12 protein-coding genes and 1 tRNA gene are annotated in these 14919 nt (G+C 66.1%); 7 read left to right on the plus strand and 6 right to left on the minus strand.

The window, feature by feature from the left end; genetic code table 11:
- Window positions 1–16: 16 nt before the first annotated feature.
- A complete protein-coding gene (locus HD841_RS07635; RefSeq protein ID WP_218845458.1) occupies window positions 17–1162 on the minus strand; it encodes an MFS transporter in 1146 nt (381 codons plus the stop codon).
- 117 nt (window positions 1163–1279) lie between these two features.
- Between HD841_RS07635 and HD841_RS07640 the strand changes: the two genes are divergently transcribed.
- A complete protein-coding gene (locus HD841_RS07640; RefSeq protein WP_179508303.1) occupies window positions 1280–1768 on the plus strand; it encodes a MarR family winged helix-turn-helix transcriptional regulator in 489 nt (162 codons plus the stop codon).
- A 138-nt stretch (window positions 1769–1906) separates the two neighbouring features.
- Here the strand turns inward: HD841_RS07640 and HD841_RS07645 are convergent, their stop codons facing one another.
- The 4 genes from HD841_RS07645 to HD841_RS07660 all read right to left on the minus strand — a co-directional run bounded on the left by HD841_RS07645 (window position 1907) and on the right by HD841_RS07660 (window position 4734).
- Window positions 1907–2692: an SDR family NAD(P)-dependent oxidoreductase gene (locus HD841_RS07645; protein ID WP_179508304.1), complete on the minus strand. Its 786-nt coding sequence runs from the start codon at window positions 2690–2692 to the stop codon at window positions 1907–1909.
- Between the two features lie 28 nt (window positions 2693–2720).
- Entirely contained in the window at window positions 2721–3902 is a 1182-nt protein-coding gene (locus HD841_RS07650) for a zinc-dependent alcohol dehydrogenase (RefSeq protein ID WP_179508305.1), read from the minus strand.
- A complete protein-coding gene (locus tag HD841_RS07655) occupies window positions 3899–4474 on the minus strand; it encodes an SRPBCC family protein (RefSeq protein WP_179508306.1) in 576 nt (191 codons plus the stop codon). Before HD841_RS07655 ends, HD841_RS07650 begins: the two co-directional genes overlap by 4 nt.
- A gap of 174 nt (window positions 4475–4648) precedes the next feature.
- A tRNA-Tyr gene (locus HD841_RS07660) sits at window positions 4649–4734 on the minus strand.
- A 154-nt stretch (window positions 4735–4888) separates the two neighbouring features.
- Between HD841_RS07660 and HD841_RS07665 the strand changes: the two genes are divergently transcribed.
- Together HD841_RS07665 and rlmB are read left to right on the plus strand one after the other, a co-directional pair.
- The gene (locus tag HD841_RS07665) at window positions 4889–6496 is read left to right on the plus strand and encodes a M20/M25/M40 family metallo-hydrolase (RefSeq protein ID WP_179508307.1); all 1608 of its coding nucleotides are present in this window, start codon (window positions 4889–4891) and stop codon (window positions 6494–6496) included.
- Between the two features lie 36 nt (window positions 6497–6532).
- Window positions 6533–7276: a 23S rRNA (guanosine(2251)-2'-O)-methyltransferase RlmB gene (gene rlmB, locus HD841_RS07670; RefSeq protein ID WP_179508308.1), complete on the plus strand. Its 744-nt coding sequence runs from the start codon at window positions 6533–6535 to the stop codon at window positions 7274–7276.
- 409 nt (window positions 7277–7685) lie between these two features.
- Here rlmB and HD841_RS07675 read toward each other — a convergent pair whose 3' ends face one another.
- A complete protein-coding gene (locus tag HD841_RS07675) occupies window positions 7686–8003 on the minus strand; it encodes a 2Fe-2S iron-sulfur cluster-binding protein (protein ID WP_179508309.1) in 318 nt (105 codons plus the stop codon).
- A 72-nt stretch (window positions 8004–8075) separates the two neighbouring features.
- On the opposite strand from HD841_RS07675, the gene HD841_RS07680 reads away from it, so the two are divergent.
- The 4 genes from HD841_RS07680 (at window position 8076) to glgB (ending at window position 14882) form a co-directional block, all read left to right on the plus strand.
- Window positions 8076–8711, plus strand: a complete 636-nt coding sequence (locus HD841_RS07680; protein WP_179508310.1) for a DNA-3-methyladenine glycosylase family protein — start codon at window positions 8076–8078, stop codon at window positions 8709–8711.
- A 171-nt stretch (window positions 8712–8882) separates the two neighbouring features.
- Entirely contained in the window at window positions 8883–10190 is a 1308-nt protein-coding gene (locus HD841_RS07685; protein ID WP_179508311.1) for an Nramp family divalent metal transporter, read from the plus strand.
- Between the two features lie 136 nt (window positions 10191–10326).
- Window positions 10327–12720, plus strand: a complete 2394-nt coding sequence (locus HD841_RS07690; protein WP_179508809.1) for a glycogen/starch/alpha-glucan phosphorylase — start codon at window positions 10327–10329, stop codon at window positions 12718–12720.
- Window positions 12717–14882 (plus strand): 1,4-alpha-glucan branching protein GlgB, encoded by a 2166-nt coding sequence (gene glgB, locus HD841_RS07695; RefSeq protein ID WP_179508312.1) that lies wholly within the window; start codon window positions 12717–12719, stop codon window positions 14880–14882. Before HD841_RS07690 ends, glgB begins: the two co-directional genes overlap by 4 nt.
- Window positions 14883–14919 lie beyond the last annotated feature (37 nt).

Below are 14919 nucleotides of genomic sequence, written 5' to 3' on the forward strand. Positions count from 1 at the left end.
CGCAACGCTCCTGTTGTTAGAAAGTGAGGAAGAGACGGTCGCCGGGGCGAAAGCGTCCGGCGATGAGCGCGAGCGCAAAGCATAGTCCCGTCATCAGCCACCAGGCTGGGGTGAGGTCCGCCAGATTTTGGCGCAGCAGTCCGGCGACCAGCGGCAGCACGGCGGCAAGGACATAGCCCCCGCCCTGTACGAAGCCGGCGATGGCGCTTGCCTGATCGGCATCCTCGCCATGATCCATCGCGACGATCAGCGAGAGCGGAAAAAGCGCGCCAATGCCAAGCCCCGCTAGCGCCGCCGCCGCCCATGCAAGCCGCAGCGGCGCTACGCAGAGGCAGAGCATTGCCGTGAGCAGCGCGGCTATCGCGGTGAGCAACACCGCCCGACGATCCGGCGATCGATCAACGATTAGCGAGACAGCGATTCCCGCGGCTACCTCCGCGAGCGTGACAACTCCAAGCATCGCGCCGGCCGCTTCTCCGGACCAGCCGAGCTGCGTGTAGAAGGGCGGCAGCCAGGCGAGTACGAGCGTATAGGCGCCCGTGCCGAGGCCAAAGAACAGCATCAACAACCAGGCGCGTGGCGCACGATGGACCGGATTGCGTCGAGCCAATCCTATTGCCTCTTGCTGTGCCCGTGACACCAGAAGCCATACGCCCAGACCAAGGAAGGCCGGTAATGCCCAAATGCCCAGTGCAACCGGCCAGCCCCATGCCAGCCCGATCCAGGCTCCGGCTACGCTTGAAAGCATCGCTCCACCCATGATCGCACTCGAGTAAAAGCCCATCAGGCGCCCGCTGCGCGATCCCGTGCGACGGCGGATGGCACCAGGCATCAACGCCTGAACGAGTGCGATGCCAATGCCGGCAACAACGGCGGTCGACACCAGTGCTGCCGCTTGCGGCCACAGCCAGCGGGCTAGGCAGGCAAGGAGAATGAGCAGGACACCAAAGGCGACGCCCGCCCGCTCCCCCATCCACCTGCGCAGCCATGCCGTTCCCAGCAGGCAGATACCCATCAACACTACTGGGAAGGTGGTCAGCAGACTCGCGCCCACGTCGCCGAGTCCCGTATCGCGCTGTATTGCGTCGAGCAGTGGGCCTACCGAGGCTAAGGCGGGGCGCAGGTTGATGCCGACGAGCAGGATTGCGACCGGGAACAGCATCCGACCAGATATTTCTCGCATGATGATCTCCGCGTTTTACGCCCTTGTCAGGTCCCCCACACCTGTTAGTATCTTTATATCGAGATATATATCTTTACGTCAAGATAGGAAGTTGGGATGGACAGGGCGGCGGCGGCTGCGGAACAATGGGCCCGAGAACGGCCCGAGCTCGAGACCGGGCCGATGATCCTACTGGGGCGGTTGAGTGAGGCCGCGCTGCTGATCGCGCGGGATCGGCTCAATCCGCTCTTTGCGGAGTTTGGCCTGCAACCCGGGGAGTTCGACGTGCTGGCCACGCTACGGCGTAGCGGTACGCCATACGCACTCACGCCGACCGCCCTGTATGAGGCGGCGATGATCTCATCCGGAAGCATGACCAATCGCCTCGATCGGCTTGAAAATGGCGGACTGGTCGAGCGGAGGCCCAACCCAGCAGATAAACGTGGAACATTGGTGGCGCTGACGGCTGATGGTCTGGAGCTGATCGATCGCGTGGTAGAGGCGCACATCGCAAATCAACAAGGCATCATCAGTGGTCTGGATGAGTCGGAGCGCGTTCAGCTTACTGCGCTCCTCGGTAAATTGATCCGATCGCAGCAGAGATGAGCGGCTTGAAGGTGGATATAAAACAGGCGTGATATTTGCCATTACCGGACGGGGCGCGCCACTATTCCCCACCTCGTCCTTTGATTTTGCATGCAGCGGCGACCGCCGGCGGGACCTGCCCGCAGCCGCCGTTCGCGATCAATGGTCGGCTGTGCCGGGTTCGGCCATCTTGCGATGTTGTTCGGCAAGCACGGCATTCGGGGTGACGTTGGCCACCGCCGATTGAAGCTTGTTCTTCCAGCCCGAAACGATCGCGGCCTTGCCTTCCATAAGCGCGTCCCAGCCGTCGGCGGCGACCTTGGCGGGATCGTCCTTCTTGGGGTCGCTGCCAACATCGGTGTCGAGCATGTCGCCGCGCGCGAAGAACTCGGTGTCGGTCGGCCCGGGCATCAGATTGGTCAGCGTGACGCCGTCGGCATCCTTGATCTCGTTCTGCAAAGCGGCGACGAAGCTGTCTAGGAACGCCTTGGTACCGTTGTAAACCGCCTGGAACGCGCCCGGAATATAGCCCGCAATCGAGCCGGTGACGAGCACCTTGCCGTCGTTGCGCGCGACCATGTCCTTGAGCACCTTCTGCAGCAGATAGGCGGTGCCGGTGATGTTGGTGTCGACCACCGCGCGCCAATCCTCGACCTGCTGGTCAAGGAAGGCGTGGCCCAGGCCACGGCCCGCATTGGCGCAGAGCAGGTCGATCCGCCGGCCGCCCGCCGCCGCGAGCAGCCGGTCGACGCCGTCCAGCGTGGACAGATCCGCCTCCAGCGCCTGCACGTCATGGTCATACTGGCGGAAGTCGGCCGCCGCCGCCTCGATCAGCGGCTCGTCGGCGACGACGAGGATGTCGTAGCCGTTGCGCGCCGCCAGCGAGGCAAGTTCGAAGCCGATGCCGGTCGAGGCACCGGTGATGATCGCAAATTTCTCAGCCATGTTCGGTATCCTTGCAATGACGGGACGGTCAGGCGACCATGTCGGGCTTCAGCACGATCTTGGTCGTTTCGTTCTGATGGTTCTTGAACAGGTCGTAGCCCCTGGGCGCTTCGGTCAGCGGCATGCGATGCGAGATCAGGAATTCGGTATCGATCTTGTCTTCCATGATCGCGTTGAGCAGCGCCGGCATGTAATGCTGGACGTGCGTCTGCCCCGTCTTGAGCGTCAGCCCCTTTTCCATGAACGCGCCGAGCGGAAACTTGTCGACGAAGCCGCCGTAGACCGCCGGCATCGAGACGCGGCCGCCCTTGCGGCAGGCGATGATCGCCTGACGGATCGAATGCGGCCGATCGGTGCCGAGGAAGGTCGACGCCTTGATCTGGTCGATGATGTTGTCGACGAACATGCCGTGCGCCTCCAGCCCGACCGCGTCGATCACCGCATCGGGACCGATCCCGCCGGTCATCTCCATCAGCGCCTCATAGGTCGCGCTCTCCTCGAAGTTGATCGTCTCGGCGCCGAAGCGCTTGGCGAGTTCGAGGCGGTGCGGGAAATGGTCGATCGCGATGACGCGCTCGGCACCCATCAGGAAGGCCGACTGCACCGCGAACAGCCCGACCGGACCACAGCCCCAGACCGCGACGGTGTCGCCCGGCTCGATCTGCGCATATTCCGCCGCCTGCCAGCCGGTCGGCAGGATGTCCGACAGGAACAGCACCTTGTCGTCCGACACACCGTCGGGGATGACGATCGGGCCGACGTCGCTGAATGGCACGCGGACATATTCCGCCTGACCGCCGGCATAGCCGCCGGTCATATGGCTGTAGCCGAACAGACCGGACATTTCGTGCCCGTACAATTCCTGCGCGATGTCCTGGTTGTCGGCGGGCAGACCGTTGGGACAGGCCGAATATTGATGCTTGCCGCAATGGTAGCAGCTGCCGCAGGCGATGGTGAACGGCACGACGACGCGCTGGCCCTTCTTGAGCGTCGACTTGGCGCCGACCTCGACGACCTCGCCCATGAATTCGTGGCCGAGGATGTCGCCGGCCTGCATCGTCGGGATATAGCCGTCATACAGGTGGAGGTCCGAACCGCAGATCGCGGTCGAGGTGACCTTGATGATACAGTCGCGCGGGTTGACGATCTCGGGATCGTCGACGGTGTCGATGCGGACGTCGTGCTTACCGTGCCAGGCGAGTGCTTTCACAGCCCCATCTCCTTATATTGCTTGGAATTCATCGCGGGGGTGGCGACCTCGCCGGTCTCCATCAACTGCTTGAAGCGGCGCAGATCGCGGCGCGCCTGGATGGCGGGCTCGCGCTGGAACATCTTGGCGATCACCTTGCCGATGACGCCGCCGGGCGGATCATAGGCGATCGTCGCGGTCACCACGGTGCCGCGCGCGCCGGCGTCGCGGAACTCGATCCGGCCCGAATTGGCGATGTCGGCGCCGGGCTCGGACGTCCAGGCGATCAGCCGGTCCTGTTCCTCCTGGGTGATCCGGGCGTCCCATGCCATCGTCGCGCCGGCGGGCGCCTTGACGACCCAATGCGAGACCTTGGGATCGCGCACCTCGATCGACACGACATTCTCCATGAATTGCGGGAGGTTCGTGAAGTCGCGGAAATAGGCGTAGAGCTCGCTGGCAGGACGATTGATCGTCACCGAGCGGCCGACCACCGAACTCCCCTTGCCCTCGATGAGCGAGGCGGTCGTGGCGTCGGCGGCATCGCCGTGTTTGTAGGTGGTCGAAGGCGCGTCGTCGCGGCGGTCGGTCATGCTGGTCTCCCTTCGCAAGACCGCCCTAACCGTCGGGACTCACACCCGTTCCTATCGTTACGCAGGTGACTTCAATTAGATGAGGCTGTTTTTACCACGTAGCGCGGGGATCGGCGGTGGCGGGTGAAAGGGCGACCGTCCGAGCCGCGGGCCCTCCCCGCCGAAGCGGGGAGGTGGTGGACAGGGCTGGATTCGAACCAGCGTACGCTTGCACGGGCAGATTTACAGTCTGCTGCCTTTAACCACTCGGCCACCTGTCCAGATGGGCCGCTTCGCTGAAGCGAGGCGGCCTATTGGCGAAGCGAAACGCGGCTGTCAACGCCGCGTATGACGGTTTTTTGGCATCGGCGGCGCACGCTTGCGCGAACCGCGACCGCCGCCTAGCACGATCGGCATCGTTCGCCGGGGATATCGATGCGTCACCTCTTGCTCGCCACCGCTGCGCTGTGCGCCGCCTCGCCCGCCCTCGCACGGGAGCGGACGGAGGATCGCAGCGCGCTCGCGGCGATCATCGACCAGGGCACCAATCACAGCCAGGTCGTACAGACCGTGCAATATCTGACCGACGTGATCGGTCCGCGCCTCGCCAACTCGCCGGGCGCCCGCGCCGCGGAAGCATGGACGCAGGGCAAATTCCGCGAATGGGGGCTGCGCAACGTCCGCAAGGAGGGCTTCGCCTTCGGCCGCGGCTGGTCGATCGAACGCGCCAGCGTCCGCATGGTGACGCCGCGGCCGGTGCAGCTTACCGCGATCCCCGTCGCCTGGACGCCGGGCACTAATGGCACGATCACCGCTCCGGTCGTGGTCGCGCCGATCGCGCGCGAACGCGACTTTGCCAAATATCGCGGCCAGCTTCGCGGCAAGATCGTGATGGTGTCCCTGCCCCGCGCGGCCGCGGACCCGACCGATCCCGCCTTCCGCCGCCTCTCCGGCGACGATTTCGCGCGGCTCGACCATTTCCAGCAGCCCGAATACGACCCGGCCAGCATCAACCGCCGGGCCAAGCGGCTCGACTATACCAAGAAGCTCGATGCCTTCCTGAAGGCGGAAGGCGCGGTGGCGATGGCGACCATGTCGTATCGCGACGGCAAGCTGGTCCATGGCGAAGGCTATCTGTTCGGTGCCGGCGACACCGCGACCCTGCCCGCGGTGCAGATCGCGCAGGAGGATTATCTGCGCCTCGCCCGCCTCGCCAAGATGGGCCCGGCGCCGACGCTGGAGATCACCAGCGACGTCCGTTTCGACGACAGCGACACCAACGCCTATAACGTCATCGCCGAGATCCCCGGCACCGATCCCAAGGCCGGCTATGTCATGGCCGGCGCGCATCTCGACAGCTGGGTGGCCGGCGATGGCGCGGCGGACAATGGCGCGGGTTCGGCCGAGGTGATGGAGGCGGCACGCATCCTCGCCGCCAGCGGCGTGCGACCCAGGCGCACGATCCGTTTCGTCCTGTGGGGCGCGGAGGAGGAGGGCCTGCTCGGCAGCCTCGCCTACACCAAGGCGCATCTCGCCCGCCGCGGCGCGCCATCGGACCAGCCGACCGGACCCGATTATGGTTTCGCCGATCGCTGGCCGATCACCCCGCTACCCGGCCATGGCGCGCTTGCCGCCTATTTCAACATCGACAATGGCTCGGGCAAGTTGCGCGGGCTGTATGCCGAGAACAATCCGGCGGTGGTGCCGATCTTCCGCGAATGGCTGGCGCCGCTCGCGTCGATGGGCGCCGCGAACGTCGTCGCGCGGCAGACCGGCGGCACCGACCATGTGCTGCTCCAGCAGGTCGGCATCCCCGGCTTCCAGTTCGTCCAGGACCCGCTCGATTACGGCAGCCGCGTCCATCATTCGTCAGTCGACACGTTCGACCATCTCAAGCCCGAGGATCTGCGGCAGGGATCGATCGTCCTTGCCTCGATCCTGCTCTCCGCCGCCAACGCCGATACGGCGCTGCCCCGCCCGCCGCTGCCGACGCAGCCGGTGGTCACCGACCCCTTTGCCTATAGCGATGCCAATGATGACTGAGACGATCACCCTCCCCCACGCCCGGACCCCCCGCTGATGGCGCGCCGTGGCCATCGCCCGTCGACGGGCACCGCCAACCGCCCGAAATTCTGGGGTCGGCATCCGGTGACGGCGGCGCTCGCCAACCCGAACCGGGTCGTGCGCAAGTTGTGGGGCACGCGCGAGGCGCTCGCGTCGCTCGACATCCCGCCGTCGATGCCGGTCGTCTATGCCGATGTCGCCGATCTCGGCCGGCTGGTGCCCTCCGATGCGCCGCACCAGGGGCTGGTGGCCGAGGTCGAGCCGCTGGAAGACAGCTGGCTCGCCGATCTGCTGATCGAGGGCAAGGACGACCAGCGCCCGCTGGTGGTGCTCGACCAGGTCACCGATCCGCATAACGTCGGCGCGATCCTGCGCTCGGCTGCGGCGTTCGACGCGCTCGGCATCGTCACGCAGGACCGCCACGCGCCGCCGGAGAGCGGCACGGTCGCGCGGGCGGCCTCGGGCGCCCTGGAGACGGTGCCGTGGGTGCGCGTCGTCAATCTTGCCCGCGCGCTCGAGGAGATCGCCGAGGCGGGCTTCTGGCGGATCGGCCTCACCGGCCATGCCGATCAGACGCTGGCCGAGGCGATGGGCACGCAGCGCATCTGTATCGTGCTCGGCGCCGAGGGCGAGGGCATGCGCCAGAATACGGAAGCGCATTGCGACGAACTCGCCAAACTGCCGATCAGCGACAAGGTGGAAAGCCTGAACGTGTCGAACGCCGCGGCGATCGCGCTCTACGCGGTGGCGGCGCGGTAGGCGCACTTGCCTTGATCGTCATCCCCGCCTTGGCGGGGATGACGGTAGAGGGTTGGGCCGGATCGACATTCAGCCAATCCCTTCCCCTCCAGGGGGAGGACTATCGCCTATGGCTCCGGTGATGAGGCTCGAACGGCGTCCTCCGCGTATCCGTCACCCCGGACTTGTTCCGGGGTCCACCGGGCCACGAGGGGATTGGTGGCCCATAATGCCTTTCTCCTCGCCGCAGAGTGGACCCCGGAACGAGTCCGGGGTGACGGGGTGGGATTGGGAGGCGACGAACTCAAGCGAACGTCCGCACGATAGCCTTGCCCCGCCGGGACGTTAGCCTTGCCCTGCCGGGGGCGGCGTTATCTCCGAAGCTTGAATGTCGATCCGGCCTAGACCACGGTCAGGGGTGGGATGCCGCTCAATCCTCGCCCGCGATCGTCACCTTGAGCCCGTCGAGGGCCGGCGTCATCTGGATCTGGCACGACAGGCGCGAGGTCGCGTTGCGCTCGTCGCTCGAATCGAGCAGATCGTCCTCGTCCGGACCCATCGCCGGCAATTTGTCGGCGAAGGCGGGATCGACATGGACGTGGCAGGTCGCGCAGCTGCAGCAGCCACCGCACAGCGCCAGCAGCTCGTCGATGCCCGCGTCGCGGATCACTTCCATCACCGACAGGCCGGCTTCGCCGTTGATTTCGCGTTCTTCCCCCTCGCGCGTGACGACGATAAGCTTGGGCATGACAGTCTCCGATAAAGTTGCCGCCGGCCATGCCGTGCGGTTGGTTTGGGATCAAGCCGCGGTGCAGCGACCATGGGCCTGACCGCCGAACAGATTCGCGCGGCGATGGATGCACTTGCGGCGTCCGAGCCGGCCTTTGCCGCCGGTCTTGACCGGGTCGGTTATCCGCCGCCGCGCATCCGCGAGCGCGGCTATGCGACGCTGCTGCGCACGATCCTTGGCCAGCAGGTCAGCGTCGCCTCCGCCGCCGCGGTCTATCGCAAGCTGGAGATGCTGGTCGGCGACCCCGGCGATCCGCACACCATCCTCGCGGCGAGCGACGAGACGCTGCGCGCCGCCGGCCTGTCGCGGCAGAAGGCGAGCTATGCGCGCAGCCTCGCCGAGGAGGTGACCAGCGGCCGGCTCGACCTCGACGATCTGCCCGATGACGACGAGGCGGCGATCGCGCAGCTCGTGCGGGTGAAGGGCATCGGGCGCTGGTCGGCGGAAATCTATCTGCTGTTCGCCGAGGGGCGTCAGGACGTCTGGCCGGCGGGCGACCTCGCCGTGCAGATCGAGATCGGGCGGCTGCTCGGCCACGACGAGCGGCCTTCGGAGAAACTGACGCGCGCGCTCGCCGAGGCGTGGCGGCCGCATCGCGGCGCGCTCGCCATCTTCACCTGGCACCATTATGGCGCCGGCCCCGACGTGGATGCGGCGCCGGTCTGACCCCGGCGTCAGTCGGCAAGGTATTGCCCTGCCGACTGCGCCCCGCCGCGTCGCGGCAGACGCAAGTCGCTGATCGGGCACCACTCCCTTACCCCAATGGCGCGGCCTATTGATCCAACTTGCGCTCTCGCACCTTGCCCGCGCCCGCCGCTTCCGCCACACACCGGCGCCATGACGCCACCCGCCTCTGCTCCCGCCGTCTCTCTCAGTGGTAGCCACCGCAGCGTCGCAGTCCCCGTCGGTGGCGCGGGCTGGCGGCGGCTGGCGGCGTTCATGGGGCCGGGCTTCCTCGTCGCGGTCGGCTATATGGACCCGGGCAATTGGGCGACCGACATCGCCGGGGGCTCGGCATTCGGTTACACGCTGCTGTCGGTCATCCTGCTTTCCAACCTGATGGCGATCGTCCTGCAGGCGCTGTCGGCGCGGCTCGGCATTGCGGCGGGGCTCGACCTCGCCCAGGCCTGCCGCGCCTATTATTCGAAGCCGGTGTCGATGGTGCTGTGGCTGCTCGCGGAGATCGCGATCATCGCCTGCGACCTGGCCGAGGTGCTCGGCACCGCGATCGCGCTGCAATTGCTGTTCGGCATTCCGCTGGTCTGGGGCGTGATCGTCACCGCGCTCGACGTGTTCCTGATCCTGGCCCTGCAACGCTACGGCTTCCGCAAGATCGAGGCGTTCATCGTCGCGCTGCTGCTGATCATCGCCGGCTGCTTCGCCTTCGAACTGTTCTACGCCAAGCCCGATGTCGGCGCGGTATTCGCCGGGCTGGTGCCGACGCCGGGAATCGTCACCGATCCCGCCAAACTCTACCTCGCGATCGGCATCCTTGGCGCGACGGTGATGCCGCACAACCTCTATCTCCATTCCTCGATCGTCCAGACCCGCGCCTTCGATCCGAGCGACGCCGGCAAGGCCGACGCGGCGAAATGGGCGACGATCGACAGCACGGTCGCGCTCGGCCTCGCCTTCTTCATCAACGCGGCGATCCTGATCGTCGCCGCCGCCGTGTTCCACACCGCGGGCCGTACCGAGATCGCCGAGATCGACGAAGCCTATCGCCTGCTCGCGCCGATGATGGGGGTTGGCGCGGCCAGCATCGTCTTCGGCGTCGCGCTGCTCGCCTCGGGACAGAATTCCACCGTCACCGGCACGCTCGCCGGGCAGATCGTGATGGAAGGCTTCCTCAACCTGCGCCTGCCGGTGTGGCTGCGCCGGATGGTGACGCGGCTGCTCGCGATCGTGCCGGCGGTGATCGTCGTCGGCGCCTCGGGCGACGGCGGCGCGACCAAGCTGCTGGTGCTCAGCCAGGTGGTGCTCAGCCTGCAACTGCCGTTCGCGGTGGTGCCGCTGGTGCTGTTCACCGGCCAGTCGCGGGTGATGGGCCGCTTCGTCAGCCCGCTGTGGCTGCGGACCATCGCCTGGGCGATCGCCGCGATCATCATCGGCCTCAACCTCACCTTGCTCGTCGGCATGATGTGATGCCGCATCGGCGCCGACCGCGCGTGACCTGCGGCCGCCGCCATCCTCTACTCCGCCTTCCTCTTGCTTCGGATATGCCGTGACAGACAGCCAAGCCGCCGCACCCACCGCGCTCGACCGCAGCCCCTCGCCCACCCTGGCGCTCGCCTCGGCGATCGTCGAAACGCTGGTCCACCGGATCGGCAAGGATGCCCAGGCGGCACGGCCGCACGACTGGCTGGCCGCGACGATCCTGACCCTGCGCAACGAGATCATCGAGCGCTGGATGCAGTCGACAAAGGAGGCGCATGCCGCCGGCGCCAAGCGCGTCTATTACCTCAGCCTCGAATTCCTGATCGGCCGGCTGCTGCGCGACGCCCTGTCGAACCTGCGCCATAACGACGAGGTCGCCGAGGCGCTTGCCAGCCTCGGCGTGAACCTCGCCGAGATCGAGCAGATCGAACCCGATGCAGCGCTCGGCAACGGCGGACTTGGCCGGCTCGCGGCGTGCTTCATGGAAAGCCTCGCCAGCCTCGACCTGCCCGCCTACGGCTATGGCATCCGCTATGTGAACGGCATGTTCCGCCAGCGGCTCGATGACGGCTGGCAGGTCGAACTGCCCGAGAATTGGCTGGCGCATGGCAACCCCTGGGAGTTCGAGCGCCGCGAGAGCGCCTATTTCGTCGGCTTCGGCGGCGAGGTGACCGCGACCGCCGCCGGGCAGGTCCATTGGTCCCCGGCGGAAGCCGTGGAGGCGGTCGCCTTCGACACGCCGATGGTCGGCTGGCGCGGCAAGCGGGTCAACACGCTGCGGCTGTGGAACGCACGCGCGTTCGACCCGATCAAGCTCGACCGGTTCAACGCCGGCGACTTCGAGGGCGCGCTCGCGGGACAGTTGCGGGCGGAGACGCTGACGCGCGTCCTCTATCCCAACGACAGCACGCCAGCCGGCCAGGAACTGCGGCTACGCCAGGAATATTTCTTCTCCTCCGCATCGATCCAGGACATCGTCCGCCGCCACCTGCAATATTTCGGCGATATCCGTACGCTGCCGGACAAGGCGGCGATCCAGCTCAACGACACGCATCCGGCGGTGTCGGTCGCCGAATTGATGCGGCTGCTCACCGATTTCCATGACCTGTCGTTCGACGACGCCTGGGACATCACCCGCGCGACCTTCGGCTATACCAACCACACCCTGCTGCCCGAGGCGCTGGAAAGTTGGCCGCTGCCGCTGTTCGAGCGGCTGCTGCCGCGGCACATGCAGATCGTCTATGCGATCAACGCCAAGCTGCTGCGCGAGGCGGCCAAGGTCGACGGCATCGACGGCAACGCCATCGCCGCGATCAGCCTGATCGACGAAGGCGGCGAGCGACGGGTGCGGATGGCGAACCTCGCCTTCGCCGGCAGCCACAGCGTCAACGGGGTTGCGGCGCTGCACACCGAATTGATGAAGAAGACGGTCTTCGCCGACCTCCATCGCCTCTACCCTGATCGGATCAACAACAAGACGAACGGCATCACGCCGCGACGCTGGCTGCAACAGTGCAACCCGGGACTCACCGGCCTGCTCGCCGAGGCGATCGGCGAGGAATTCCGCGACGATGCCGCCAAGCTGACCGCGCTTGCGCCGTTCGCAAATGATTCATCGTTTCGGGAGCGTTTCGCGGCCGTTAAGCGTTCCAACAAGGTGACGCTCTCGACCTACATTAAGGACAGCATGGGATTGGCCCTCGATCCCGATGCGATCTTCGATGTCCAGATCAAGCGCATCCACGAATACAAGCGCCAGTTGCTCGGCATCGTCGAGGCTGTGGCGCTCTACGACCAGATCCGCAGCCATCCCGAGCGCGACTGGGTGCCGCGGGTGAAGCTGTTCGCCGGCAAGGCCGCGTCGAGCTATCATACCGCCAAGCTCGTCATCAAACTCGCCAATGACGTCGCCAAGCGGATCAACGCCGATCCCGCGGTCGGCAATCTGCTGAAGGTGGCGTTCGTCCCCAATTACAACGTCAGCCTCGCGGAACGGATCATCCCGGCCGCCGACCTGTCCGAGCAAATCTCGACCGCGGGCATGGAGGCGTCGGGCACCGGCAACATGAAGTTCGCGCTCAATGGTGCGCTGACGATCGGCACGCTCGATGGCGCCAATATCGAAATCAAGGATCACGTCGGCGACGACAATATCTTCATCTTCGGTCTGACCGCGGACGAAGTCGCCGAGAAGCGCGCCAGCGGTTATCGCGGTCGCGACGTGATCGCCCAATCGCGCGAGCTGGCGCAGGCGGTCAATGCGATCGCATCCGGCGTCTTCTCGCCCGACGATCCCGATCGCTACAAGGGGCTGATGGACGGCCTGTACGAGCATGACTGGTTCATGCTCGCCGCCGACTTCGACGCTTACGCCGCCGCACAGCGCGATGTCGACGCGCGCTGGCGCGATAAGGACGCCTGGGGCCGCTCGGCGGTGCTCAATGTCGCCAATATGGGCTGGTTCTCGTCCGACCGGACGATCGGCGAATATGCAAAACAGATCTGGGGTGTGATGTGAGACCACCACGTGGCGCCATCGCCGCATTGCTGGAAGGGCGTCACGACGATCCGTTTTCGCTGCTCGGCACGTTCGCCGGGCCGCAGGGCACGTTCGCGCGCGCCTGGATACCCGGTGCGGAGACCATCGAGGCGCATGACCTCGCCGGTACGCCGCTCGGCACGCTGACGCGGATCGAGGACGCCGGGCTGTTCGAGGAGGCGATCTCAGGCGAGCCGCAACCGGTGAAGTACAAGGCGCAGGGCCATGGCGCCGAATGGTGGGTGACGGACCCTTACAGCTTCGGCCCGGTGCTCGGGCCGACCGACGATTATCTGATCGCCGAAGGATCGCATTTCCGGCTGTACGACAAGATGGGCGCGCATCTGATCGAGCATCAGGGCGCGAGCGGCATGCATTTTGCCGTGTGGGCGCCCAATGCCCGGCGCGTGTCGGTGGTCGGTGACTTCAACGACTGGAACGACACCCGCCACGTCATGCGTCGCCGCAGCGATATCGGCGTGTGGGAAATCTTCCTGCCCGATATCGGCGCCGGTCACAGCTACAAATTCGCGATCATCGGCCCCGACGGCACGCTCCAGCCGCTCAAGGCCGACCCCTTCGCCTTCGCCGCCGAACTGCGGCCGAAGACCGCCTCGATCACCACCGCGCCGCCCGCCCACGTCTGGGGCGACGCGGCGCATCGCGAGACCTGGGCGAAGGTCGATCCGCGGCGTGTGCCGATCAGCATCTACGAGGTGCACGCGGGCAGCTGGGACAAGGACGAGAACGGCTGGTACCTGTCGTGGGACGCGCTCGCCGACCGGCTGATCCCCTATGTCGTCGATCTCGGCTTCACGCATATCGAGTTCATGCCGATCAGCGAGCATCCCTATGATCCATCATGGGGGTATCAGACGACCGGCCTATACGCCCCATCGGCGCGGTTCGGCGATCCCGATGGCTTTGCTCGCTTCGTCGATGGCGCGCATCGCGCCGGGATCGGCGTGCTGCTCGACTGGGTGCCCGCGCATTTCCCCGTCGATCCGCATGGCCTCACCCGCTTCGACGGCACGGCGCTGTACGAGCATGAGGACCCGCGCCTGGGTTTCCACCCGGACTGGAACACGGCGATCTACAATTTCGGGCGACGCGAGGTGCGCTCATTCCTGATCAACAACGCCTTATTCTGGCCCGAACGCTATCACGTCGACGGGCTGCGCGTCGATGCAGTCGCCTCGATGCTCTATCGCGACTATAGCCGCGAGGCCGGCGAGTGGATCCCCAACGAGGAGGGCGGCCGCGAAAATTGGGAGGCGGTCAGCTTCCTGCGCGACATGAACCGCGCGGTCTATGGCAAGGAAGACGGCGTCTTCACCGTCGCCGAGGAATCGACGAGCTGGCCGGGCGTGTCGATGCCCGCGTTCGAGGAAGGGCCGCGCCAAAACCTTGGTTTTGGGTTCAAGTGGAATATGGGGTGGATGCACGACACCCTTCAGTATTTCGCGCGCGAGCCCGTCCATCGCCGCCATCACCATGGCGAGATCACCTTCGGCTTCGTCTATGCCTTCGACGAGAATTTCGTCCTGCCGCTGAGCCACGACGAGGTGGTGCACGGCAAGGGATCGCTGCTGACCAAGATGGCGGGCGACGACTGGCAACAATTTGCCAATCTGCGCGCTTATTACGCGTTCATGTGGGGCTATCCGGGCAAGAAACTGCTGTTCATGGGCCAGGAGTTCGCACAGCGGCAGGAGTGGAGCGAGGAGCGTGCGCTCGACTGGCATCTCGGCCATTCCGCCGCGCATGGCGGCGTGCGCCGACTGGTCCGCGATCTCAACCGGCTCTACCGCGACACGCCGGCGCTGCACGCGCGCGATTGCGAGCCCGAGGGGTTCGAATGGCTGATCGGCGACGATGCCGCCAATTCGGTGTTCGCCTGGCTGCGCAAGGCGCCGGGCGAGAAGCCGGTCGCGGTGATCGCCAACCTGACGCCGGTGGCGCGGGCGCCCTATCGCATCCCCCTGCCCCATGACGGGCGCTGGCGGGAGATCATCAATTCCGACGCGCATGATTACTGGGGCTCCGGCCTCGGCAACCTGGGCGGGGTCGAGGCCAAGGACGGCGCGGCCTGGGTGACGCTGCCGCCGCTGGCGACGGTGATGCTGCAATATGATGGCTGACCGCATCTCGCGGGACCGGCCGACAACGACGACGGAT

It is taken from the genome of Sphingomonas melonis, from assembly GCF_013409985.1.
Taxonomy (GTDB): domain Bacteria; phylum Pseudomonadota; class Alphaproteobacteria; order Sphingomonadales; family Sphingomonadaceae; genus Sphingomonas; species Sphingomonas melonis_A.